Source organism: Mycolicibacterium sp. MU0050 (assembly GCF_963378085.1).
GTDB lineage: Bacteria > Actinomycetota > Actinomycetes > Mycobacteriales > Mycobacteriaceae > Mycobacterium > Mycobacterium wendilense.
The window spans coordinates 3,906,196-3,929,647 of the sequence record NZ_OY726395.1 but is presented as its reverse complement, the minus strand read 5'-3'; the positions used below and the strand labels follow the sequence as shown (position 1 = coordinate 3,929,647).

Here is a 23,452-nt window from a genome sequence, read left to right as displayed (position 1 = left end):
GGTGGGCGGCTACCGCGTCACAGGGTCTTCACGTCGTTGACAAGCCAGCGATCGCCGCTGCGTACCAGCTCGACGAGCATCCGGTAGCGCTGCGTGTTCCCTTCGGGTGCAGTGACGTTGGTGACCTGCTGGTCGACGAAGCCGATGACGGTGGCCGACTCCTCGTCCAGGCGCTCCACCGCGACGTGGTCGGCGGTCGCGGCGGCGACGCCCTTGCTGGTCACCACGATGTCGCGCAGCGCCGCCACCATCTCGTCGTACTTCTGGGCGAACTCCGGGGTGGAGTCGGCGGTGATGGTGCCCTTGTTGGCATCCAGGTTCTGGTAGTCGAACGACGCCATCGCCACCAGGTAGTCGCCGGCGGTGGCCACGGCCTGCTCCTGCCACCGGTGCAACTCGCTCTGCTGGTACAGCGTGTAGCCCAGCGCGCCGCCGAGGGCCAGCACCGCGACCAGCAGCACGGGTACCACGGCGCGCCGCAGCCAGGACCGCCGCGCGGCGGCGGGGGTCTCGACTGCGGCGTCGGCCGTGGCCGCGCCGTCGGTGCTGTCGAGATCGGTTTCGTCGTCGACGACGGTCTGCGTGGTGGACACGTCGGGATCCTCCGGATCTGTCAGGTCATCGCGGGACATCGTTGTTCCGTAGGATCATTCGCCACTTGTAGACGAGCTCGGCCAGGGTGGGGATCTTGATCGGGTCGCGGACCACCGGTGGGCCGACCACGCCGCCGGGGATCTGCGAGTTCTGCATCCCCAGGTCGTTCGGTCGCGGCGCGTTGGCGGCGCCCCGCATCTGCATGTCCGGGGACGGCGGGCAGTAGCGCACCAGGTTCGGCTCCACGGGGGTGACGTCGCCGATGGTGCGCCGGTCCACGTCGTGCACACAGACCGGGCCCTGCGTCGCGATCAGCGCGAAGTCCGCGCGATCACCCTTGACGATGGACGAAAGGTCGTACAGCCCTTGCGGGATGGCGGTCAGGCCGGTCTCCAGGGAGGCGGTGCGGTCGCCGACGATCGGCGCGACCGTGGCCAGGTTGGCCAGCGTCGCACCGAAGGTGTCGCGGTAGGTGTCCAGTGCGGCCCGCACGGACGCCAGCGCCGCCGGCGACTGGTCGGTCAGGTGCAGGAACACCGGTCCGCTGTCGTCGAGTTGGGTCGCAAAGCGCGCGCTCGCGTTCATCCCGCGCACGAAGCTGTGCTGCTGGGCGGCCATGGTGGTGACCAACCGGGCGGTGCCCTCGATGAGCGGCTGCAGTTGCGCGGTGCGCTCGTGCAAGCCCTCGGAGATGACGGCGGCGCTGTCGATCAGCGAGGCCAGGCTGGGGCCCAGCCCGGTGAACGATTCGGACAGTTCGTGGGCGACGTCGCCGACAGCGCGTGCGTCGATGCCCTTGACCAGTCGCCCGGCGTCCAGCATGACGCGGTCCATCTGCACCGGCTGACGGTCGGCCGGGGCGGCGATGGTGTCGCCGGATTCGAGGTAGGGGCCGTCGGCGGACTGCGGGAAGATGTCGACGCTCTGGATGCCGGCGGCGGTGCCCATGCCGACGGTCATGATCGAGTCCCGCGGGATGCGCGCGTCCGGATCGACCGACAGCCGCACCCGGGCCCCGCCCTCGGGGGCCAGGCCGACGTCGGCGACCGTGCCGATCTCCACGCCGCGGACCGTGACGCTGGTGCCCGCGGTCAGGCCGAAGCCGTCGACCATGGTGGCGTGCAACGTCATCGGCGTCGTGAAGCCCTGCGCGCCCACCACGTACCGGATGCTGAACGGCACCACGATCGCGCTGATCGCGGCGAAGATGGCCACCTGGACCAGAACCAGCCGGGTCAATGCAGCCCCCCGGAGAGGAAGCCGTCCAGCGCCTGCTGGCCGGTGATGGGAATGCCGTTGACGATCAGGCCGCCGGTGAGCAGCTTGTCGATGGTGCCCGGAATGTCCAGTGCGCCATCGAACATCAGATAGTCGCCGTGCACGGACTCCCCGAACCGGTCGAGGAAGGTGTTCATGGTGGTCAGGGTTTCGGTGAGCCGGTCGTTGTAGCTGCTCAGGGCGCTCACCACGGTGCCGGCGTCCTGTACCAGCGCCGCGGTGTCGGCGTGGGCGAAGGCGTCGTTGGCGGTGGCGGCCAGCGCGGTGGTCGAGGCGAACAGCGTCTCGAGCTTGGCTCGCTGGACGTCGAGCATGGCCACCACCCGCGGCAGCGAGTCCAGATAGGCGCCGACGGTGTGCTGTTCGCGTTCGAACTGCGCGCTGATGTCGGCGGCCAGGCTCAGCGCCTGATCGAAATCGGCCTGGTGTTCCCGGGTCTTGGCGGTGAGTACCGACATGGCGTCGATCAGGCCGTGAATCTTCTCGGAGCGTCCGCCGAACGCCTGGTCGAGTTCGTTGACGATCGTGGTCAGCTGGTCCACGCCGCTGCGGGACATCAGCGCACCGAACGTCGCCAACGCCGTCTCGATCTGCGGGCCCAGCTCGGTCTGGGTCGGCGGGATGACGTCGCCGTCGCGTAGCGCCCGGCCGGCCGGCTGGGCGGGCGCGGCCAGCCGCACGAACGGATTGCCCAGGGCCGACGGGAGTTCCACGCTGGCGATGGTGTTGGCGGGCAGGTTGGCGTCGGCGCGCACGCTCAACTCGACCGACGCGCCGGAGGCATTCAGGTTCAGCTTGCTGACCCGGCCGACCACCTTCTGGCCGTCGCGGACGTCGGCGCCGATGGCGATCCCGTCGGCGGTCGGCAGGATCACTGTCACCGACATCGCCTGGCCCGGCGCGCTGCGTCCCAGCGGAAGATCCTGGATGCCGATGTCGGACCCGGCCCACAGCGCCACGCCGCTCAGTGCGGCGATGCCCAGCATGGCGGCCGTGGTGCTCGCGGGCTTGGGTAGGCGACTCATCGCGGGTGCTCCGGATTCGGCGGGGGGATGACGCCGGTGACGGCGCTGACGATGCCCAGCGGGTCGGACCGGCTGATGGGGAACGACAACGGGTTGACGATGCCGATGCCCGAGCAGATCTCCCACTGGTGCCGCTCGCAGAAGTTGTGCGCGTCGGCGAACTGCTTGAGCGCCGAGGACACGTTGAGCCGGATGCGGCCGCGCCGGTCGGGGCCAATGGTGTTCGACAGGTTTTGCATCATCAGCGGGAGCAGATCCATGAACTCGGCGAGTTCGGGCTGCCGCCCGGTCAGGACGTCGCCCACGGCGTTGAGGTTCGCCGCAATGGTGCCCATGTCGTCGGTGTGCTTGTGCACCACCGTGTTCACCTGATCCAGCACGGTCTTGAGGTCGTTCATCGCCCCGGTGATGTCCAGGTTCTGATCCGCCCAGGAATCCCCGAGCAGGCCAAGGGAACCCACCAGGTCGTTCAACGACACCTGCCGCTGGTTGAAGGCGGCCAGCATGGTGTCGAGGTTCTCCACGACGGTGTCGATGTCCTCGGCGCGGGCGCCGACGACGCCGGTGGCGCTGCTGAGATTGCGGATGGCCGTGTTGAATTGCTTGCCCTGACCGCGCCACTGGTCCGCACCGCGGGCCAGCAGTTGGCCCAGGTCGCCCTGGTCGGGGCCCAGCGCATCGGTGAGGGCGGTCAGGCTGCTCAGCATGCTGTCGAAGGTGATCGGGGCATGTGTGCGCTCGACCGGGATGACGTGGTCCGAGGTCATCTGCGGCCCGCTGCCGCTGTAGGCGGGGCCCAGCTCGACGCTGCGGTCGCTGATCAACGCGGGGCTCATGATGTAGGCGTCGACGTCGGCGGGAAGTTGCACATCCGCCGGCAGCGACATCGACACCCGCACCGTGGTGCCCTGCGGCGTGACGCCGGTGACGCGGCCGACGGGCACCCCCAGCACGGTGACCTTGCTGCCCGGGTAGATGCCGTTGACGTAGGTGAAGTCGGCGTGCAGGACCGTGGCGTTGTCGGTGCGGCCGAAGACATACCAGCCACCGGCGCCCAGGAAGACCAGGACGGCCACGGCCAGCACGACGGCGCGGTTGCGGTGACTCATCGGCACGACCTCTGGATGTTCAAGGCGCACAGCAGGTTGTCCGGCATCACCAGGGACGGCGAGTTGACGTCGGCCCAGTTGCCGTTGCCGGTGGCGTTGGTGACCGCCCGCATGGCCGGCGGCAGGGTGCGCAGCGTGGCGTCGATGTGTTCGGCGTTGTCGCGCAGCGTTGCCGTGATGCCGGTGAGCTTGGTGATCACCTCGCTGAACTCCTCCTGCTTGGCGCCGTAGACGGCTGACAGCTCGCGCACCAGCGCGCTGAGGTTGGTGACGATCTGGCCGAGCGCGTCGCGGCGGGCGGTCAGGGCCGAGACGATGTGCGCGGCGTTGGCGGCGGTGTTGGCCACCGACTCGTTCTGCTCGACGAGCAGCTCCGACAGCGACCGCGAGATCCGCAGCAGCTGGTCGAACTTGTCGCCGCTCTCGGCGAAAACGGCGCTGGCGCTGCTGATCCCGGCGAGCGCGGCACTCAGGTCGGCGTTGTCGCTGGGAATGGATTCGTGCACGGTGCGCATGGCCGCGGTCAGCGCCTGCTGGTCGAGGCCGGCCGCGGCGTCTTCGGCTTCGCGGCCGACCTCGTCGAGGCTGTAGGGCACCGTGGTGCGGGCGAGCGGGATCAGGTTGCCGTCCTGCGGATCGACCACGCCGGCGGGCATGACGTCGAGGAACCGCTTACCCAGCACGGTGCGCAGTCGCACCGTGGCGGTGGTCTGGTTGCCGAGCGGTTGGCCGTCGTCGAGCCGGAAGTCGACCCGGACGCGGTCACCGGCCAGGTTCACCCGCTCCACGCGCCCGGCCGGCACGCCGGCGACGTACACCGGGTCGCCGCTGGTCAGTCCGCTGGCGTTGGCCATCTCGGCGGTGAACGGTTCGGTGCGGGCCTGGTAGAAGACGCGCGGCAGGCCGATGGTCACCAGCATCAGTACGACCAGGCCGATGGTGCCGATGGCGCCGAGGGTGAAGGGGATCGTCGGATTGTGTCCGCGGTCCTTCTTGAGCAGGAACAACACCGCCCCGACGAACAGGTCGATGAGTTTCACCAGGAACATCACAGGCACACCTCCGTATGCCGGCTGCCGAAGATGTTCGCCTCGTGTTTGGCGATCTTGAGCGTGAAGTTGCAGAGGTACAGGCTGACGAATCCGCCGTAGCTGCTGGACCGGTTGATGGAATCCGCGAAGTGCGGCAGCTTTTCGACCAGCGCCTCGAAGTCCGCGGTGTTCTGGCCCCAGGCGTCCAGCATGGTGTTGAGGTCGGTGATGGCCTGGCCGTAAGCGGCGCTGGACTGCGTGACGGTGTTGGCGAGGGTGGCGAGCACCGCGTTGCCCTGGTCGAGGAGCAGTTCCAGCTGGCCATTGGGACCGGTGACCGTCGCGGTGAGGCGTTCGAGCCCGCCCACCATCTCCGCGAGCTGCGGTTGACGCGCATCGACCGTGCTCATCAGCGCCGACACGTTGTCGATCAGCTTGGTGAAGATCGCCTCGTTGTGGTCCATCGACGCGGTCATGGTGGCGACCTGGGCCAGCAGGGTGGTCACCGTTTGCGTTTGGCCGCCGAAGGTTTCGACGAAGCCGCGGGTGAGCGTGTTGACCTGCGCGGGCTCGAGCGCCTCGAACAGCGGCTTGAAGCCGTTGAGCAGGGCGGTCAGGTCGACGGCCGGGCTGGTCGCGGCCAGCGGGATGACGCCGCCGGCGGCCAGCAACTGACGGGGTTCGCCGGTGGACAGTTCCTGCACGGTGCCGGTGGGGTCGGACAGCGCGACGTACCGGGCGCCGAGCATGTCGCCGTAGCGCACCGCGGCGGTGACATCGGTGGTCAGCGCGTAACGGGACCGGACCTCGAGGCCCACGTCGGCGCGACTGGTGCCCTGGCCGTTGTCGGCGAACCGGATCGAATCGACGCGGCCGATGCGGATCCCGTTCATGGTGACCGGGTTACCGACGCTGAGCCCCTCGACGCTGCTGAACTGCGCGACGTAGTGGGTGGTGTTTCCGCGCACCGGAACCGAGAGCGTGTTGATCACCAACAACCCGCTCATCACGCCGGCGGCGCAGAAACTGCCCACCTTTGCCCAGGACTGCCAACCGACCTTCATGACACCCGCACCTCCGTGCCGCGCACCAGTGGGCCGAGCAGCACCACGGTGGCGATGTGGGGCTCGGTGGCCTCGCCGGCGTCGTGACCCAATACCTCGTTCTGCAGGACGCCGAGCGCGTGGGACTCCACTGCGCCGCCGACGATCGCCGACGCCGGCGCGGCCTCGGCGGGAAAGCCTGGACCGGGAGCCGGACCCGGAGCCGGACCCGGCGGTGGCGGTGGCGGCACGCCGCCGCTGCGCTGGCCCTCGGGGAAGAAGGCCACCGGCGGCGGCGCTTTCAGGTCCACGGAGTCGGGCAGGGGAATCTGAAGGGGCGTGGTCGGGACGGGGTTGAACGGGTCGGCGTCGGCGCAGTGCGCGCCGTAGGTCGTCCCGTAGACCGGGCAGTCCGCGGCGGTGTAGGGCATCGGGCCGGCGAAGGTGGCCACGGCGGTGATGCTGAACTTCCCGGTGGCGAACGTGCGCGCACCCGCGTCGCCGAAGGTTTTCGCGCCGGCCAGCGTTTCGACCAGACCGTCGGGCTGGGCCGCCGTGGTGGCCAGCACCTTGCCGCCGGCGTCGAGGACGGTGATGAACTGATCGCGGTGGTCGGCGAAGAAGGCGGTGAGCACCGAGCCCAGCCCGGCCATCTCGCCGAGCGCGGTCCCGAAGGCCGCCTGGTCGTCGGCGAGCCGCTCGGAGACGTTGGTGGCGGCCGACAGGGTGGTCAGGATGTCGGGTGTCGCGGTGTGCAGTGCGCTCATCACGTCGCGGAACTGCGGCGTGGTGTCCAGGAACTGGGTCACGGTGGGCGTCAGGGTCGTCGAGGCCGCGCTGAGATTGTCGATGGTGGAACCGATCTGGGATCCCCGGTCGCGCAGGGCCTGGCTGACGGCGGTGAGCGCGGTCTGCATCTTCTCCGGCTGCAGCGTGGAGAAGACGTCGACGATCTTGGTGAAGACGTCGTAGAGGGCCAACGCGTCGGCGCTGTCGTCGACCGAGATGGTGGCCCCGGCGCTGAGCGGTCGGGCGTCGCCGCGGTGCGGTCCGTCGGCGAGTTGCAGGTAGATGTCCCCGAAGAAGGTCCGCGGCACGATGCGGGCCACCACGTTGGCGGGGATCATCGGCAGCGCGTCGCGGTCGATCGCGAGGCGCACCCGGGAAGTCTCGGTGCCGGACTGGATCTCGGCGATCCGGCCGACGTTGACGCCGTGGTAGCGCACCGGCGCGGCGGTGGTGATGAGTCCGGCCGAGGCGGGCACGCCGACGAAGACGTCGCCGGTGGGGTCGAGGCTGCCGGTCGCGCGGCCGATGAGAACCGCCGCGACGACACCGGCGACCGCGACGGCGATCAGCCCCCGCACCGCGAGCCAGGGGCGCCCGGGCAAAAACGGCTTGCGGCGCCGCGTCTTTCGGCCGAGCATCACACCCCCATTCCCGGGATCTCGGGTACCAGGCCCCACAGCGCGAAGGTCAGCAGGACGTCCAGCACGCCGATGGCCAGGATGGCGGTGCGCAGCGCGCGGCCGGCGGCCTGGCCGACTCCCTCGGGGCCGCCGGATGCGAAGTAACCGTAGGTGCAGTGCACCAGCGCGACGACGACGGCGAAGACAATCGCCTTGATCCCGGAATACAGCAGATCCTGCGGGCCCAGCGCCAGGTGGAAGAAGTAGTCGTAGGTGCCCGGCGAGGCCCCGTTGAAGTACACCACCACCGTGCGGGTGGACAGGTAGCTGGCCAGCAGGCCGATCATGTAGATCGGGATGACGCAGACCACCGCGGCGATCACCCGGGTGCCGACCAGGAAGGGGATGGAGCGTAGCGCCATCGCGTCGAGCGCGTCGATCTCGTCGGAGATCCGCATGGCGCCGATCTGCGCGGTGAAGCCGGTACCGACCTTGGCGGCCAACGCGATCGCCACCACCACCGGTGCCAGCTCGCGGGTGTTGGCGACGGCGGCGAGCATCCCTGAGAGGGTGTTCATCCCGACCAGGTCCAGACCCCGCTGGGTCTCGACGCCCAGCATCATCGCGGCGGCCAGCGACATCGCGAACACGATGCCGATGGTCCCGCCGCCGGAGAGCAGCGACGAGTTCCCGAAGGTGACCTCGCCGATCTGGCTGAGCGAATGCTTGCGGTACCGGACCAGCGCGTAGGGCAGGGAGGCGAGGACCTTGCCGTAGAAGCTGACGTGCTGGCCGACGACGGCCAGCGCGTTGTAGCCGGCCGCCGCGGGCTGGGCCGCGCGGCGCAGGGGGGCCGAGGTGGTCAGGGCGGTCATCGGTAGCTACCCACCGCCGGGACGACCACCGTGTACAGCGCCGACAGGATGGTGTTGAGGATGAACACCAACGCGAAGGCGAGCACCACGGCCTCGTTCACCGAGTCGGCCACCCCGCGCGGGCCGCCCTTGGCGTGCAACCCCTTGAAGGTCGCCACCAGGGTGGCGGTGAGACCGAAGACGGCGGCCTTGACCAACGCCATCGCGAAGTCGGAGACCCGGCCGTACTGGCTGAAGGTGGCCAGGAAGCTTCCGGCCGGAAGTTGTTGCACGCCAATGTGGTAGGCGTAGCAGGCCAGGACGCCGCCGAAGGTCACCATGGCACACAGCGCGACCGACACGATGACCGCCGCGATCAACCGCGGTGCGACCAGGCGCTCGATCACGTCGAGGCCCATGACCTCCATGGCGTCCACTTCTTCACGGATCTTCCGGGAGCCCAGGTCGGTGCAGATGGCCGACCCCGCGACACCCGCCATCATCAGGGCGCAGACCAGCGCGGCCGCCTGCCCGACGACGATGAAGGCCACCACCGCGCCCGAGTAGCCGCCGGCGCCGATCCGGCCGGCGAGTTCGCCGACCGAGACGGCGATGAACACGCCGATCGGCATCATCAGCAGCAGCGCGGGGCCGGTGCAGACCCGGCCGATGAACAATGTTTGGGTCACCAGTTCGTCGAGGGCCAGCCGCCGCCGGACGATCGCCACTCCGACGCTGACGAGTGCCTGTACCGAGAACCCCAGGACGTAGCCGCCCTGGACCATGAGGTCGCGCAGCGGGCCTTTGGTGGCCGGCAGCTCGTAGGTCATGGCGTCCTTCCCGGGGTCGGTGTGTTGCCGTCCGGGGTGCATGTCCCGACCCCCCGGCAGAGTGGAGCATGGCACAGTTCGGATCGTTCGCGCAAGGTCTAAGTTAATGCTCATTCGGAACCTCGGCTCGGACCGTCGGGATCGGTTCTCGGGCCGCGTCGTCGCACTCCGTAGGTAGTCAGCGGGGGTGCAGGCGGATATCGAGGCGTTGCGGGCGCTTCTCTAAGTTGGGCGGTGTTCGCGAACCCTCCGACCTGACTCAGGGGGCTTCGGTGGGTTACCGTGTCCGCCATGTCCTCGGTTCGCAGGCGACCCCGTAACCGCAAGGCCCAGATCGCCCGCGCCGCGGCCGAGGCCTTCGGGGAGTCCGGCTATCACGCGGTGAGCATGGACGACATCGCCACCCGCGTCGGTATCTCGGCTGCGGCACTGTACCGCCACGCGTCCGGCAAGTACCAGTTGTTCCGAGACGCCGTTCTGGCGCTGGGCACTCAGCTGCAGGACTGTACCGATTTCGTCGGGGACGCCCCGGACACGGTGGCGCCGGTGGAGTTGCGCGATCAGATCCTGAATGCACTGATCGACACGGCGCTGGCGAACCGGAGTTCCGGGGGGCTGTACCGGCGCCAGGCCCGCTATCTTCTCGGCGACGACTACAGCCTGCTGATGGGCCAGCTGAAGTCGGTCAACCGCCGCATCCAGGTGCCGCTGAGCGAACTGCGGCCCGGGTTGACCGGTCGGCAGCGCTGGACGTTGTCGGCGGCCGCGCTGAGCGTGATTGGTTCGGTCGCCGATCACCACGCGCAACTCGGTGTCGCGCCGCTGCGGGCGTTGCTCCTCGACCGGGCGGCGGCCGTCCTGAATGTCGAACTGCCCGAGGGGATCTCAAGTGCCGAGCCCGTCATGCCGGCCGAGGTGAGTGCCGGCCGCTACGAGGAGGTACTGCGCGAGTCGTTGATCCTGTTCCACCGCAACGGTTACCACCAGACCAGCGTGGAGGACATCGCCGGCGCGGTCGGCATGCCGGCCTCGGGGATCTACCGGTACTTCTCCGGCAAGGCCGACATCCTGGCCGCCTCCTTCCGGCGGGCGGCCGACCGGGTGTCCGCCGACGTCGCCAATGCCCTTGCCGCCGAACCTGATCCGGAACGGACGTTGAACCGGCTCATCGACGCCTACATCGCCAGGTCCTTCGAGAACCCCGAACTCGCCCACGTCTACCACACCGAACGGACCAACCTGCCGTCCGCGGATCACAAGGTGCTGCGCAACATTCAGCGCGCGACGGTGGAGGCCTGGGCGCAGCTGCTGACCGCCGTCCGGCCGCAGTACGGCCTGGCCGAGGCCCGCATCGCGGTCCACGCCGCCTTCGCCCTCGTCGTGGACGTCGGGCGGCTGGTCGGGTTGGGTGACGGCGCCGGCTCGGCCCAGGCGCGGGCCTGGGTGCGCACGTTGATGGCGACCACGTTGTTGGGCGGTCAGCCGAGTGCGACGCGGCAAAGCGAACCTGGCGGGGTGTCCGTCGACCTGTCGGCCTGAACCCGCCTATTCGAACGGCTTGCGGCGATCGATGCGCCGCGACGTCGCCCCGGCAGTGCGCCACACCCGCGCCACCCAGTCGGCGTCCTCGTCGGTGACGAGGTTGCCCATGACGCGCACGGCGATCCCCATCAGCGCGCTCGAGCGCATCGCGATCGGTCCGGTCAGCGGCAGGAACCGCGGGATGGTCAGCAGCAGCGCCAGGCGACGCGCCACTGAGAACCCCTTGGCGTAGTGCTCCTGCAGCACGGCGGGCCAGGCCAGCGACAGATCGGCGGCGCCGAGCAGCTCGGCCGCCAGTCGACCGGTTTCCAGCCCGTAGTCGATGCCCTCACCGTTGAGCGGGTTGACGCACGCGGCCGCGTCGCCGATCAGCATCCAGTTGGGCCCGGCGACCCCGGACACCGCGCCGCCCATGGGCAGCAGCGCCGAGGACACCTCCCGCGGCGGGCCCTCGAAACCCCAGTCGGCCCGCTTGAGTTCGGTGTAATGCCTGATCAACGGCTTGAGCGCGACGTCGGCGGGCCGTTTGACGGTGGCCAACGCGCCCACCCCGAGGTTCACCCGCCCGTTGCCGAGCGGGAAGATCCAGCCGTATCCGGGCAGGACGGCGCCGTCGGTGGAGCGCAGTTCCAGGTCCGAGGAGATCCACGGTTCGTCGGCGCGCGGGGAGTCCAGGTAGCCGCGCACCGCCACGCCGTAGACGGTTTCCTGATGCCATTGCCGGCCCAGCACCCGGCCCAACGTCGAACGGGCGCCGTCGGCGACGATCAGGGTGCGGCAGCGCACCCGGGCGCCGTCGGAGAGCACCACCGCGCTCACGCGTCCGGTGGAATCCCGTTCGACGTCAACGACTTTCACCCCGAGCAGCATCTTGGCGCCGGCGTCCTCGGCGACTTGGCGGATCCGGTCGTCGAGCTCGGTGCGGGGGACCGCCGAACCGGTGGCCGGGAAAGCGGGTCCGGGCCAGTCGACCTGCACTGTCGAACCGAAGCCGGCCAACCGCAGCCCGCGATGGCGGATGTGCTCGTCGAGCCAGCCGTCCAGGCCGAGCAGGCCGAGCTCGGCGACCGCCCGCGGGGTCAGCCCGTCGCCGCAGGCCTTGTCCCGGGGGAAGGTGGCGGAATCGATGACGACGACGTCGTGGCCGGCGCGTGCGGCCCAGGCTGCGGCCGCGGAACCAGCCGGTCCGGCGCCCACCACAGCCACCTCGGCGGTGTGGACGGCGCAGGTTGATTCCGAGATGTTCACGAAGCCCAGTATGTTGGACGCATGAGGACGCCGGCGAGCGTGGTTGCGGGAGTGGACTTCGGGGACCCCGATTTCGCGCGAAGTGTCCGCGATGGAGTGGGCCAGATCGAGCGGTTGATGGAGGCCGAACTCGGCCGGGCCGACGGCCTGATGTCGGAGGCGGTGCAGCACCTGTTCCGGGCCGGCGGGAAGCGGTTCCGGCCGCTGTTCACCGTGTTGGCGGCGGGAATGGGGCCGCGACCGGAGGCCCCGGAGGTCACCATCGCCGGCGCGGTGATCGAGATGGTGCACCTCGCGACGCTCTACCACGACGACGTGATGGACGACGCCCAGGTGCGTCGCGGGGCGCCCAGCGCCAACGCGCGGTGGAGCAACAACATCGCCATCCTGGCGGGTGACTACCTGTTCGCGACGGCCTCGCGGCTGGTGTCGCGGCTGGGCCCGGACGCGGTCCTGGTGATCGCCGACACGTTCGCCGAGCTGGTCACCGGTCAGATGCGGGAGACCCGCGGCCCGGCCGAGGACGCCGATCCCATCGAGCACTATCTGAAGGTGGTCTACGAGAAGACCGCCTGCCTGATCTCGGCGTCGGGTCGCTTCGGTGCCACCTTCTCCGGGGCGTCCGAGGAGCAGGTCGAGCGCCTGGCCCGGCTCGGCGGGCAGGTGGGCATGGTCTTCCAGATCTCCGACGACATCATCGACATCGACAGCGACCCCGACGAGTCGGGCAAGCTGCCCGGCACTGACCTGCGCGAGGGTGTGCACACCCTGCCGGTGCTCTACGCCCTGCGCGAGGACGGGCCGGACGCGGCGCGGTTGCGGGAGCTGCTGAAGACCCCGGTGGAGGACGACGCGGTGCTGGCCGAGGCGCTGGGGCTGCTGCGCCGGTCGCCGGGCATGGCCCGGGCCAAGCAGACCGTGCGCGACTACGCCGCGCAGGCGCTCACCGAGCTGGAGCAACTGCCCGAGGGGCCCGGCCGGTACGCCCTGGCATCGCTGGTGAACTACACCGTCAACCGAGACGGGTAGTTCCGTTCCCGGAACTTCGGTGCCTCGGTTGCCGTTTAATCAGCTGACAGCTGTCAAGGTAGGAGGACGTTGATGACCTGGCACTCGACCGGCAACCGGATCAAGACATTCGTGCTGTTGGTGGGCTTCTCCGCGCTGATCATGCTCGTCGGCGCGCTGTTCACCCAGTCGACGGGTTCGACGATGTGGATCTGGATCGCCCTGCTGTTCGCGCTGGGCACCAACGCGTATGCCTACTTCAACAGCGACAAGCTGGCGCTGCGCGCCATGCACGCGGTCCCGGTCACCGAGGTGCAGGCCCCGGTGATGTACAAGATCGTGCGCGAGCTCGCCACCACCGCCCACCAGCCGATGCCGCGGCTGTACATCTCCGACACCGCCAACCCGAACGCCTTTGCCACCGGCCGAAATCCGCGCAATGCCGCGGTGTGCTGCACCACCGGCATCCTCAACATCCTCAACGAACGGGAGCTACGCGCGGTCCTCGGCCACGAACTGTCGCACGTGTACAACCGCGACATCCTGATCTCCTGTGTCGCCGGCGCCATGGCCTCGGTGATCACCGCGCTCGCCAACTTCGCCTTCTTCGCCAACATGTTCGGCGGTAACCGCCAGGGTGGCGGCGGGAACATCTTCGCGCTGTTGCTGATTCAGCTGCTCGGGCCCATCGCGGCCACCGTGGTGCGAATGGCGGTCTCGCGGTCCCGCGAGTATCAGGCCGACCAGTCGGGTGCCGAGCTGACCGGTGACCCGCTGGCGCTCGCGTCGGCGCTGCGCAAGATCTCCGGCGGTATCGAGCAGGCGCCGCTGCCGCCGGACCCGAAGCTGGCCGATCAGGCGCATCTGATGATCGCCAGCCCGTTCCGCGCCGGCGAGAAGATCGGCAAGCTGTTCTCGACGCATCCGCCGATCGCCGATCGGATCAAGCGCCTCGAGGACATGGCCGGCCGCGGCGGCCTGCGGCCGGGCGGCTACTGACCCCCGAACTCGGGCCGTAGCACCGGGCGCAGCGCCGACAACGGAATGTGCGCCTGCACGGTGCCCCCGTCCATCGACCACTGCATGACACCGGGCGTGAAATCGGTCGGGCTGTCGCGTCCCACGGGGTAGTCGGGCATGTAGAGAATCAACTCGTCCGGCGTCAGCGCCCACGCCTTGTAGCCGCCCGAGTACACCTTGTCGGGTGTCCAGCGGTCCGCGACGAAGGGGTAGGTGCCGGGCTGATGCGGCGGCTGCGCCCGGTCCAGCGCCGCCACCACGTACGGCTGCGCCAGCGGCGGTATGGCGACCAGCGGGTCGAGGTCCGGCCGTACCAGATCGGCCAGCGTCAACTGCCGGCCGCCGGCCATGTCGAACGTGAAGGTCCGGTAGGCGTTGTTGAAGTCGGGCCCGTCGGCGTGGTAGGTCTCCCGGAACACCGCCGTGGTGACATCGCCGCGGCGGTGAATCTGATAGTTGCCCTCCCCGAAGCTGTCGGCGACCATGTTCGCGCCGGCGCGCCGCCAGTTTTCCACCAGGGTGTTCAGGTAGCCGCGCACCGCCGGGCCGCTCACCGGGTGGTCGACCAACTCGGCGGGTATCGCGACCTTGATGTCGCGCACGGCGTTTCGCTGCGAGACCACCGAGGTGCGGCAGTACTGACCGTCCCACTGGCCGCGCAGCTCGTCGCAGAACGACGCCGGGCTGGCCCCGGCCGGGGCCGGAGCCACCAACGCGGCGGCGGTCGCGGCGGCCACCGCCAGCACGTACCGAACCCGCTTGGTCGTCATGGCCGTGCTCAGGGCAGCTCGACTTTGCTTGCGCGCCAACGGTCGTCGACCAGCTCCATGGTCATCTTGATCCGGCTGCGGTCGATGCGCGGGTCCGGGATATTGGTGTTGGACACCGACTGGTCGACGAACAGCAACACCACGACCTTGTCGCGGGTCGCCGACTGCACCGCGGAATCCACCACCACGCCGTGCGCGGTGGCCTTGTTGTCGATGAGCAGTTGGCGCAACTGCGTGCTGGACTGCGAGTACATGTCCTTGAATTCGCCGGTCGCGCCGTCGAGTACCTGGTTGAAGTTCTCGTCGACCTTGTTCGAGTCGATGCTGGTGAGCACCTGCGCGTAGGCGTTTGCGGCCTCCTGCGCCTGCCGGCCGGCCTCCTCGACGCTGGTGACGTCCCACAGTTTCCAGCCCAGGAACCCCGCCCCCGCCAGCGCGGCGACCAGCACCACCGCGACCGCGCCGATCAGCAGGCCACGCTTGCCGGAGGACGGTGCTGCCGTGGTCTCGGCGGGCTCGGAGTTCTCCGGGGTCTCCGTGTTCTCCGTGGCGTCCTCGGCGGTCTCCTCGGTCGGTGCGGCCTCCTCGGTGGGCTCGGTGAGTTCTTCGGGCTTGGAGTCGGAGTTCGCGTCCGTGGTCTTCGCGTCCGTGGTCTTTGCGTCCGTGGTCTTCTTGTCAGTGGTCACAGTCAAGTCAGTCTCCTTTCTCTGACTGTCGGGGTCAACGGGGGGGGTTCGATCGGCAGCCGCGGGCCGCCGTACGGGGTGGGAATCGTGAAGCGGCCGCGGGGCGTCGGATCCGTCTGCCGGCCCAGGTCGGCGCCCGCGGGCGGGCCGGCCCCGTTGTCCGCCTCGGCGGGGCGCGGGGCGTTCTTGGCGCCGCGCACCAACACCCCGGGATGGTCGTCGCGGCAGTAGGTGTACATGAACGGCTCGGCGAAGTCGGCGGCCGACGGCGCCCTCCGCGGCGTGCCGTAATCGCAGGAGTAGCGCGTGTAGATGTCCGCGGTGGCCCACAGTCCGTTGTGGTGCATGACGCTGCCGAACGCGTCGAGCACCGAGGTGCGGTGATCCGGGAACAGCGCGTGCAGTGCGGGCACCCGCAGGTACAGCAGCCGGGCCGTGGTCGTGAGGTTGCCCAGGAGCTGGACCATGGTGTCGGAGTTGTCCAGGAACAGGTTGTCGACGGAGGTCAGCGCCGCGGGCGTCTGTTCGGTCAGGCGTCGGAAACCCTCCCGCATGCTGCTGACGCCGGTCAGTGTCCGACGCAGATTGTCGGCGGCCACCGCGATGCCGGCGTTCTTGTCGTCCGCCAGGGTCAGCACCACGCGGCTGGTCCGCAGCATGCTGCTGGTCTCGGGCAGCACCGAATCCAGCGTCGAGAGCAGGAACGTGCCCCCGTCGATGATGTCGGCCAGCTTCTGCGGGCCGGCCTGGCTCAGGCTCAGCTCGTCCTTGATCAGCTCGATCTTCTCGGTGTCGACCTGGGCCAGCGCGCCGTCGGCGTTGGCCAACAGGTTGGCGAGGCTGACCGGCACGGTGGCCCGGCCGTCGCCCACGACGCTGCCGTCCTCCAGGAAGGGCCCGGCGTCGGAGTCGGCCGCGAAGTCGATGTACTGCTCGCCGGCGGGCGAAAGGCCTGACACCCGAACATCGCTCGACTCCGGGATCTGGACCGTCGACTTCACGTTGACCACCGCGTTGACGCCGGCCGGGGTGATGTCGAGGCGCTCGACGCGCCCGACCGGCACGCCGCGCAGCGTCACGTCCTGATTGGGCAGCAGCCCGGCGGACTCCGGCAACTCGACGGTGATCCGGTAGCTCGACGCGAACGGGTTGACCCGCAGCGCCCCCAACAACAGGTAGGCGGTGGCCACGACCAGCGTGAGCACCAGGGCGGCCCCGGACAGCCACGCGCGCTTGCGGTGACCGGCCCGCACCACCCCGACGATGCCGTCGGCAACCGCGCCGATCACCGCGGCGCCTCGGCCGGAGGGGGACCGGGTTGCGGTGCGAGCACCACCTGCCCCGGTTCGGTGGGGCTCGGCTGCACGGGCACCTGCGGGACGCCGGGCCCCTTGCCGACGATCCGCTCCTGCAGGCGCCACAACGTGTACTTGAACGACCCGACCATCTGCTCCCAGTTGTAGCGCTTGGGGCCGTGCAGGCCGGGGTCGCCCGCGAAGCCGATGTCGGGAATCGAACCCAGGATCAGGCGGTCGATGCTGGCGCGGGTGGCCAGTGAGTTGCCCGCCGTCCCCTTGATCAGCGGCGGCATCAGCCGGTTCAGCGAGTACAACGTGGCGTCGGGGGCCAGCACCAGGTCGTTCCAGGCGGCGGCGATCTGGTTGGCGTCGGCGATCACGCTGCGCCCGCTGGTGTCGGTACCCGCGATCGACGGGAACTTGCGCAGTTGGACGCCGGCGTCGCCGACCATGCTCACCAGATCGGCGATGCCGGTGGTGTGCTCGGCCAGGGTGTTCGCGGCCGGTCCGGCCTCGCTCATCAGGTTGCCCAGTTCGTCGTTTTTGGTCTCGATGGCGGCCACCAGGCTGTTGGTCTCGGAGATCGCGGTGGAGATCTCGTCGGACCGGGCGTTGAGCTTGCCCAGGGTGCGGTTGGTCTTGTTGATCAGGGCGCCGAACGCCTGGCCCTGATCGCCGGTGGCCTTGCCGAGGCCGTTGATGATGTTGGTGAAGTTGCGCACGGCGCCGCCGTTGACCAGGATCGCGGCCGAGCCGAGCACCGATTCGACGGTGGCCGCCGAGGCGGTGGACTCCAGGTCGATGATGTCGCCCTCACCCAGCAGCGGCGCGTCCGGGGCCGCGTCGTCGGGCGGCCGGACGGAAATGAAGACATCGCCCAGCGGTGTGGCCGAACGCAATTCGGCCGTGGTGCCCTGCGGTAGCCGGACACCGTCCATGATGCGCAGCGTCGCCACCGCCGTGTAGTCGGCGGCCACCATCGATTCCATCTGGCCGACGTCGGCGCCGGCCAGCTTCACCTTGGCGTCCGAGGGCAGGTTGAGCGCGTTGCCGAACACCGCGGTGATGGTGTAGCCGCCGGAGCCGACACCGGGGGCGGGCAGCGGCAGGCTGCTCAAACCCTCTGTGGCACAGCCGGATACCCCGACCGTGGCCGCGAGCAGCAGCGGGGCCAGGTAACCGCCGCGGCGACGGCGCGGGGTGCTCATTTCTGCCCCATGGCGGCCAGGCCGTCGAGCACGTAGGACAACCCGAAGTCCGGGCCGAAGTCCTGCAGTGTGCCGGTGCTGCATCCGAGTTGGCGCAGACCCATCATGTTGCAGACCTCCTTGATGGTCTGGGTGTCGAACAGCACCTTGTCGACCAGCACGTGCGCGCGCGCCGCCCCGTTCTTCTGGTCGATGACGTTGTAGATGTTGTCCAGGGTCAACGGGGCGACATCCAGGAACTCGGCCAGGTCGCGCCGGTGCTCCACCGTGGTGATCAACGAAGTATCGCCATTGGCGACAATCTGTTTGATGGCGTCGCGGTGGGTGTCGAGCACCTCGCTGAGTTGCGTGACCACCTCGTTGATCTTCTGGCCGGTGACCCCCGTGCCCAGGTTCTCGTCGGCGAGGATCTGGCTCAGCGCGCGTACCGAGGAACCGAACTCGCGCAGCGTGGCGTCGTTGTCGGCGGCGGCCTGCAACAGCGAACTGAGATTGCGGATGATGGTGGTCAGCTGATCCCGGGTGACGTCGCCGCGATCGGAACTGAGCCGCAACGCGTTCGACAGTTCGCCCAGCGCGTCCTTCATCAGTTGGCCGTTGCCGTCGGCGATGGCGGCGCTGGCGTCGACGACGGCGGCCAACGGCCCGCCGCCCTGGCCGTCACCGCGCAGCGATCCGGCCATCTTGTCCAGCACGTCGAGCACGCGGGCGAACTCGACCGGCGTCTTGGTGCGGTCCAGACCGATGGTGGCGTGGTCCTGCAGGCGGGGTCCGCCGCTGTAGGCGGGGGTCAGTTCCACCTGGCGGTCGGTCAGGATGGAGTTCGAGATGGTGACGGCCTGGACGTCGGCGGGGACCGCGACGTCGGCGTCCACGGTGAAGTCGACCTCGACGTAGCCGCCCTTCGGGGTGATCTTGGTGACCTGGCCCACCGGCATCCCCAGCACCGCAACGGTGTTGCCTTCGTAGAGTCCCGCGGCGCTGTCGAACTGGGCGGTGACGGTGATGGTGTTCCTGCCCTGTAGGTAGAACCAGCCGGCGCCCGCCGCGATGAGCGCGACGACGGCCGCGGTGACGAGGACGACGGCAAACCTGGTGCGGGAGCTCATCATTCGCAGTCCTGGTAGTACTGGATCATCCCGAACTGTTCGGCGCGGCCACTGATGGCGCACATCCACGAGTCGATGAGCAAGCCGCCGGGGGCGAACAGGCTGGCCGCGTTGCCGTTTCCGGTGGCGTTGGCGATACCGCGCAGGGCCACCGGCCCGGATTGCAGGATGCTGCGCAGCAGGTCGTCGTGCTGGCCGAGCATGTCGGTCAACTCGCGGACGTCTTGGAGCAGGGCCTCGAGTTCCGGGCGTTCCTCGATGAAGGTGTCGGAGAGGGTCTCGACGAGGTTGGTCAGGCCGGCCATCATGGCCCGGAACGAGTCCCGTCGCGCGACGAACTCGCCCACCAGGCTGTTGCCCTGGTTCACCAGGCTGCCGAGCGTGGATTGCTGCCGACGCAGCGTGTTGGTCACCGTCTCGGTGGTCTTGAGCAGCGACCCGAGTTGGTCGCGTCGCTCGGCGATGATGGTGGCCAGGGTGTGGGTGTTGGTCATGGCCTGCGGCACGATGGCCGGCAGGGATTCCATCTGCTTGCCCAGGATGCCCAGGGTCTCGGCGAACTTGTCCGAATCGACCTGCTCGAAGGTGGTGGTGACGTCGGCCAGTGCCTCCTGTAGGTCGTAGGGGACCTCGGTGTGGTCGAGGTCGAAGGTGTTGTCCGGCAACGTCCCCGGGCCGGCGGGGTGCAAGGCCAGGTAGCGCGAGCCCAGGATGGTGGTGATCTTGATGGTGGCTCGCGAGTTCTCCCCGAACGCGATGTCGTCGCGTACCCTCAGCTCGGCTTCGACGTGGTCGCCGGCCAGCCGCATGCGCGTCACCTCGCCCACCGGGATGCCGGCGATGGTGATCGGGTTGCCCGCCCGTAGGGCGGCGGCCTGCGCGAACTTGGCGGTGTAGTGCCGGTAGCCCACGTCGGCGACCTTGACCGCCAGCAGCGCGCCCACCAGGACCGCCACGACGGCGACCGCGACGACACCGAGCCAGGTCTTGTTCAGGTCCTCCAGGGGGCGGCGCCGGGCGCGGGTGTTCTCAGCCATCGGTGTTCCTGCATCTCGGGGTGTATCGGACGCCGTCTCCCGGGCTCGCGGCGTCGACGATGATCGGCACGACATCGTTGAGGCCGGGGAAGAACCCGGTGAGGTTCAGATCGCAGATGTAGGCGTTGACGTAGGCGCCCTCGTTGGTGACCCGCGCGAGTCCCTTGAGCAGCAGCGGCAGGTTGGCGCCGGTGAAGGCCAGTTGCTCTTCGATGCTGACCAGGTGCTGGGCGAACCCCGGCTGGCGGACGATGAGTTCGTTGAGGTCCGGATAGACCTCGTCGGAGATGGTCGACAGCTGTCGCACCACCGCGGAGATCGAGCCCATCGACGCAATCAGTTCCGGCCGGCGAGCATCGAAGGTGCTGACCATGGAACGGGTTTCGCCGATCACCTCGTCGAGGGTGTCGTTGTGCTGGGCCAGGTTGCCGACGACCGAGTTGAGGTCGGTGATGACCTTGCCGAGTTCCTCGTCGTGCCCGGCGAACGACTCGGTCAGGCGCGAGGTCTGGTCCACCAGCGCGGCGATCGAAGTCTCGTCGCCCTGCAGGGACTCGATGACGCCCTTGGTCAGATTGTCGGCGTCGCGCGGGTTGAGCACGCTGAACAGCGGTTCGTAGCCGTTGAGCAGCGTGCCGACGTCGAACGAGGGGTCGGTCTGCTCGACCGGGATCACGCTGCCGGGCGGCAGCGGGCCGGGGTCGCCGAGGTTGCCCAGGGACAGTCCGAGGTAACGCTGGCCGACGATGTTCTGGTACGTCACCGACGCCACGGTGCGGCCCAGCACCTGCTGATCGCTCTGGACGACGAACGACACCTTGGCCAGATCGCCCTGCAGCTCGATCTTTTCGACCCGGCCGACCCGCACGCCGGCCATCCGGACGTCGTCCCCCTCGCGCAGTCCGAAGACGTCGGAGACCATCGCCGCATACGGCACCGTGCTGCCGGCGACGTCCCGGCGCAGGGTGACGTACACCAGCCAGGTCAGGGTGAGTGCCACGACCATGAACAGCGCCAGGCCGATGGTCGCGCCGCGGTCCTTCATCACGATCCCCTCTCAGCGGAGAAGCCGGCGTCCGGCGGGCCGGCGGGCGGCCCCGGAGCGGGTGCGGGTGGTGCCTGCCCCGGCTTCGGCGCCACGGGAGCCGGCGGTGACAACGGCACCGGCGGGGGCGGGATCGGTATCAGCGCCGGGTTGGCGGTGCCGGGCACCGGCGGGGACGGATTCATCCCGGGCGGCAGCGGCGGATTCGGATCGGCAAGACTGGGATTCGGGTTCACATACGGCGGGCCGACGGCGACCAGGTTGCCGTTGGCGCCCAACACCGTTCCGGGTGGGGGTGCCAGATCCTTGGGCGGTTGATAGTTCTGCGGGAGCAGGACATCCGGCAATTCGGGGCGGGTGGGCACCAGCGGCGCGGTGAAGCAGCTGGGCCCCTTCAGTTCGCCGTACTGCGGGCAGTCGGCCCGGGTGTAGCTGTACGACGGCGTCAGCGACAGGTTCACCCGCATGTTCCCGATGCCGTACTCCGGCATGTAGACCTCTTTGAAGTACTTCTCGGACAGGCCGTTCATCTTGAGGAAGGCGGGCAGGAAGTGGTGCGCGGTCTGGCTCACGGCGCCGAGTACCGGCGTCAGATCGGCGGTGATGCCCACCAGGCGGTCCGAATGATTGTGCAGCGCAGTGTGGGTGGTGCCCACGGTGTGCAGGCCACCGCTGAGCAGGTTCGACAGTTGCGCGCGCTGCTGCACCAGCGTCTGCATGGGCGCCACCGCCTCGTGCAGCGCGTCGACCAGTTCGGGGGCCGTGCTCTGCAGGCCGCGCGCGGCCGCGGTCAGCGCCGAGACCGTCGTGGGCCCGGGTTCGGTCGCCACGATCGCGTCGAGTTCGTCGAGCAGCCGGTTGAGTTGGGCGCCCGAGGTGAGCAGTTCGGTGCGCCGGTTCTCGGTCGCCGCGTTGATCGCCGCCAACAGGCCGACGGTCTTGTCCTCGCGGCCGCGTCCGGTGGCGGCCAGGATGTCGCGCAGCTTGCTGATGGTGGTCTGGAACAGCACCGTGGGCAGCTCGGTGTCCTCGGGTATCTGAGCGCCGGCCTGGATCGGTGGCGCGGCGCCACGGTCGACGAGCTGCACCGAGGAGACGGCGAAGACGTTGCTGGGTACCACCCGCGCGGTGACCGAGGCCGGAATGGACCGGGCGTACTCGGGTTTGAGGTCGATGTCGACGTAGTTGGGGTGGCCGTGCGCCGCGGGGGTGACGCCGTTGACCATTCCGACGAGCACGCCGTGGTACTTGACGTCGGAGCGCTGCGGGAGGCCGTCGCCGACGTTGGCAAGCGCGGCCACCACGCGCACGTGCGGGTCGAGGCGGCCGGTGGCCTTCACCACCAGGGTGGTCGAAATCAGCAGCGCCACAATCAGTACGGCGGCCCCGCAGGCCAGCAGCTGCCGGTCGGTGACGCCCCGGCCGTCCGGTTCCAATGAGTTCGCCACCTAGCCCCCGAACCTCGCTCCGGCGTCCACGGACCACAGCGCCATGGTCAGCAGCATGTTGACGATGATCACCACGGTGATGCTGGCCCGCATGGCGTGGCCGGCGGCGACTCCGACGCCCTCGGGGCCGCCCGAGGGCGTAGAAGCCGTAGTAGCACTGCACCGTCGAGGCGATCCACACGAAGATGATGGTCTTGAGCAACGAGTAGACGATGTCTTGGCCGGACAGCATCAGGGTGAAGTAGTGCAGGTAGGAGCCCGTGGCGCCGCCGCTGATGATCCGCACCACCAACTGCGTGGTCAGGTAGCTGACCGCCAGGCACGCCGCGTACAGCGGGATCACCGCGACCACCGAGGCCATCAGGCGCGTGGTCACCAGGTAGGGGATGGGCCGGATGGCGACCGCCTCGAGCGCGTCGATCTCCTCGGCGATCCGCATGGATCCCAGTTGCGCGGTGAATCGGCACCCGGCCTGGGTGGCGAACGCCAGCGAGGCGGCGATCGGCGCCAGCTCGCGGGTGTTGACCAGCGAGGAGATGATGCCGGTGGCGGGCCCCAGGCCCAGCAGGTCCAGGAAGTTGTAGCCCTCGATGCCGACCAGCGCCCCGACCGTGATGCCGAGGACGATCGCGACGCCCGCCGTCCCGCCGCCGACCACCAGGGAGCCGTTGCCCCAGGCGATATCGGAGAGCAGGCGGATGAACTCGTTGCGGTAGTGCCGCAGCGCGACCGGTACCGCGGCCAACGCCCGGACGAAGAACACCAGCATGTGGCCGAGCCGGATGAGGGGCACCGACGTCCGTCGGTAGAGCCACCGCCACGGCGCGAGGATCTTGGGTGTATAGGTCGCTGCCGTCATG

21 protein-coding genes and 1 pseudogene are annotated in these 23,452 nt (G+C 69.2%); 3 read left to right on the top strand and 19 right to left on the bottom strand.

What is annotated here, in order from left to right:
• Positions 1-17: 17 nt before the first annotated feature.
• The 9 genes from R2K23_RS18750 to R2K23_RS18710 are packed head-to-tail and all read right to left on the bottom strand — an operon-like array spanning position 18 to position 9,173.
• Positions 18-632 carry a mce associated protein mas1a gene (locus R2K23_RS18750; protein ID WP_316511666.1) on the bottom strand — a complete coding sequence of 205 codons (615 nt, stop codon included), beginning with the start codon at positions 630-632 and terminating at the stop codon, positions 18-20.
• A complete protein-coding gene (locus tag R2K23_RS18745) occupies positions 619-1,833 on the bottom strand; it encodes an MCE family protein (protein WP_316511665.1) in 1,215 nt (404 codons plus the stop codon). The genes R2K23_RS18750 and R2K23_RS18745 overlap by 14 nt, the downstream gene beginning before the upstream one ends.
• Positions 1,830-2,897, bottom strand: coding sequence for an MlaD family protein (locus tag R2K23_RS18740; protein WP_316511664.1), 1,068 nt, complete (start codon positions 2,895-2,897; stop codon positions 1,830-1,832). The genes R2K23_RS18745 and R2K23_RS18740 overlap by 4 nt, the downstream gene beginning before the upstream one ends.
• Positions 2,894-4,006, bottom strand: a complete 1,113-nt coding sequence (locus tag R2K23_RS18735; protein ID WP_316511663.1) for an MCE family protein — start codon at positions 4,004-4,006, stop codon at positions 2,894-2,896. Before R2K23_RS18735 ends, R2K23_RS18740 begins: the two co-directional genes overlap by 4 nt.
• Positions 4,003-5,055 (bottom strand): MCE family protein, encoded by a 1,053-nt coding sequence (locus R2K23_RS18730; protein WP_316511662.1) that lies wholly within the window; start codon positions 5,053-5,055, stop codon positions 4,003-4,005. The genes R2K23_RS18735 and R2K23_RS18730 overlap by 4 nt, the downstream gene beginning before the upstream one ends.
• Complete coding sequence (locus tag R2K23_RS18725; protein WP_316511661.1) at positions 5,055-6,101, bottom strand: MlaD family protein; 1,047 nt, start codon at positions 6,099-6,101, stop codon at positions 5,055-5,057. Before R2K23_RS18725 ends, R2K23_RS18730 begins: the two co-directional genes overlap by 1 nt.
• Positions 6,098-7,507, bottom strand: coding sequence for an MCE family protein (locus R2K23_RS18720; RefSeq protein ID WP_316511660.1), 1,410 nt, complete (start codon positions 7,505-7,507; stop codon positions 6,098-6,100). The genes R2K23_RS18725 and R2K23_RS18720 overlap by 4 nt, the downstream gene beginning before the upstream one ends.
• Positions 7,507-8,364 carry an MlaE family ABC transporter permease gene (locus tag R2K23_RS18715; RefSeq protein WP_316511659.1) on the bottom strand — a complete coding sequence of 286 codons (858 nt, stop codon included), beginning with the start codon at positions 8,362-8,364 and terminating at the stop codon, positions 7,507-7,509. Before R2K23_RS18715 ends, R2K23_RS18720 begins: the two co-directional genes overlap by 1 nt.
• Positions 8,361-9,173: an MlaE family ABC transporter permease gene (locus R2K23_RS18710; protein ID WP_316511657.1), complete on the bottom strand. Its 813-nt coding sequence runs from the start codon at positions 9,171-9,173 to the stop codon at positions 8,361-8,363. The genes R2K23_RS18715 and R2K23_RS18710 overlap by 4 nt, the downstream gene beginning before the upstream one ends.
• A gap of 291 nt (positions 9,174-9,464) precedes the next feature.
• Between R2K23_RS18710 and R2K23_RS18705 the strand changes: the two genes are divergently transcribed.
• The gene (locus tag R2K23_RS18705; RefSeq protein ID WP_316511655.1) at positions 9,465-10,712 is read left to right on the top strand and encodes a TetR/AcrR family transcriptional regulator; all 1,248 of its coding nucleotides are present in this window, start codon (positions 9,465-9,467) and stop codon (positions 10,710-10,712) included.
• 6 nt (positions 10,713-10,718) lie between these two features.
• On the opposite strand, the gene menJ is transcribed toward R2K23_RS18705, so the two are convergent.
• Positions 10,719-11,957 carry a menaquinone reductase gene (gene menJ, locus R2K23_RS18700; protein WP_316517393.1) on the bottom strand — a complete coding sequence of 413 codons (1,239 nt, stop codon included), beginning with the start codon at positions 11,955-11,957 and terminating at the stop codon, positions 10,719-10,721.
• Positions 11,958-11,984: 27 nt separating this feature from the next.
• Here menJ and grcC1 point away from each other — a divergent pair, with 27 nt between their 5' ends.
• Together grcC1 and htpX are read left to right on the top strand one after the other, a co-directional pair.
• Complete coding sequence (grcC1, locus tag R2K23_RS18695; RefSeq protein ID WP_316511652.1) at positions 11,985-12,992, top strand: nonaprenyl/(2E,6E)-farnesyl/geranylgeranyl diphosphat synthase; 1,008 nt, start codon at positions 11,985-11,987, stop codon at positions 12,990-12,992.
• Positions 12,993-13,064: 72 nt separating this feature from the next.
• The gene (gene htpX, locus R2K23_RS18690; RefSeq protein ID WP_316511650.1) at positions 13,065-13,970 is read left to right on the top strand and encodes a zinc metalloprotease HtpX; all 906 of its coding nucleotides are present in this window, start codon (positions 13,065-13,067) and stop codon (positions 13,968-13,970) included.
• Here the strand turns inward: htpX and R2K23_RS18685 are convergent.
• The 9 genes and pseudogenes from R2K23_RS18685 to R2K23_RS18645 all read right to left on the bottom strand — a co-directional run bounded on the left by R2K23_RS18685 (position 13,964) and on the right by R2K23_RS18645 (position 23,451).
• The gene (locus R2K23_RS18685; RefSeq protein WP_316511649.1) at positions 13,964-14,761 is read right to left on the bottom strand and encodes a mannan-binding family protein; all 798 of its coding nucleotides are present in this window, start codon (positions 14,759-14,761) and stop codon (positions 13,964-13,966) included. The genes htpX and R2K23_RS18685 overlap by 7 nt on opposite strands.
• An 8-nt stretch (positions 14,762-14,769) precedes the next feature.
• Positions 14,770-15,453, bottom strand: a complete 684-nt coding sequence (locus R2K23_RS18680) for a DUF3329 domain-containing protein (RefSeq protein ID WP_316511648.1) — start codon at positions 15,451-15,453, stop codon at positions 14,770-14,772.
• Positions 15,450-16,736 (bottom strand): MlaD family protein, encoded by a 1,287-nt coding sequence (locus R2K23_RS18675; protein ID WP_316511647.1) that lies wholly within the window; start codon positions 16,734-16,736, stop codon positions 15,450-15,452. The genes R2K23_RS18680 and R2K23_RS18675 overlap by 4 nt, the downstream gene beginning before the upstream one ends.
• Entirely contained in the window at positions 16,733-17,953 is a 1,221-nt protein-coding gene (locus tag R2K23_RS18670) for an MlaD family protein (protein WP_316511646.1), read from the bottom strand. Before R2K23_RS18670 ends, R2K23_RS18675 begins: the two co-directional genes overlap by 4 nt.
• Positions 17,950-19,065, bottom strand: a complete 1,116-nt coding sequence (locus R2K23_RS18665; RefSeq protein ID WP_316511645.1) for an MCE family protein — start codon at positions 19,063-19,065, stop codon at positions 17,950-17,952. The genes R2K23_RS18670 and R2K23_RS18665 overlap by 4 nt, the downstream gene beginning before the upstream one ends.
• Positions 19,062-20,099, bottom strand: a complete 1,038-nt coding sequence (locus R2K23_RS18660; RefSeq protein WP_316511643.1) for an MlaD family protein — start codon at positions 20,097-20,099, stop codon at positions 19,062-19,064. The genes R2K23_RS18665 and R2K23_RS18660 overlap by 4 nt, the downstream gene beginning before the upstream one ends.
• Positions 20,092-21,144 carry an MlaD family protein gene (locus R2K23_RS18655; protein WP_316511641.1) on the bottom strand — a complete coding sequence of 351 codons (1,053 nt, stop codon included), beginning with the start codon at positions 21,142-21,144 and terminating at the stop codon, positions 20,092-20,094. Before R2K23_RS18655 ends, R2K23_RS18660 begins: the two co-directional genes overlap by 8 nt.
• The gene (locus R2K23_RS18650; protein ID WP_316511639.1) at positions 21,144-22,592 is read right to left on the bottom strand and encodes an MlaD family protein; all 1,449 of its coding nucleotides are present in this window, start codon (positions 22,590-22,592) and stop codon (positions 21,144-21,146) included. Before R2K23_RS18650 ends, R2K23_RS18655 begins: the two co-directional genes overlap by 1 nt.
• A pseudogene (locus R2K23_RS18645) lies at positions 22,593-23,451 on the bottom strand (MlaE family ABC transporter permease).
• Position 23,452: the final 1 nt, after the last annotated feature.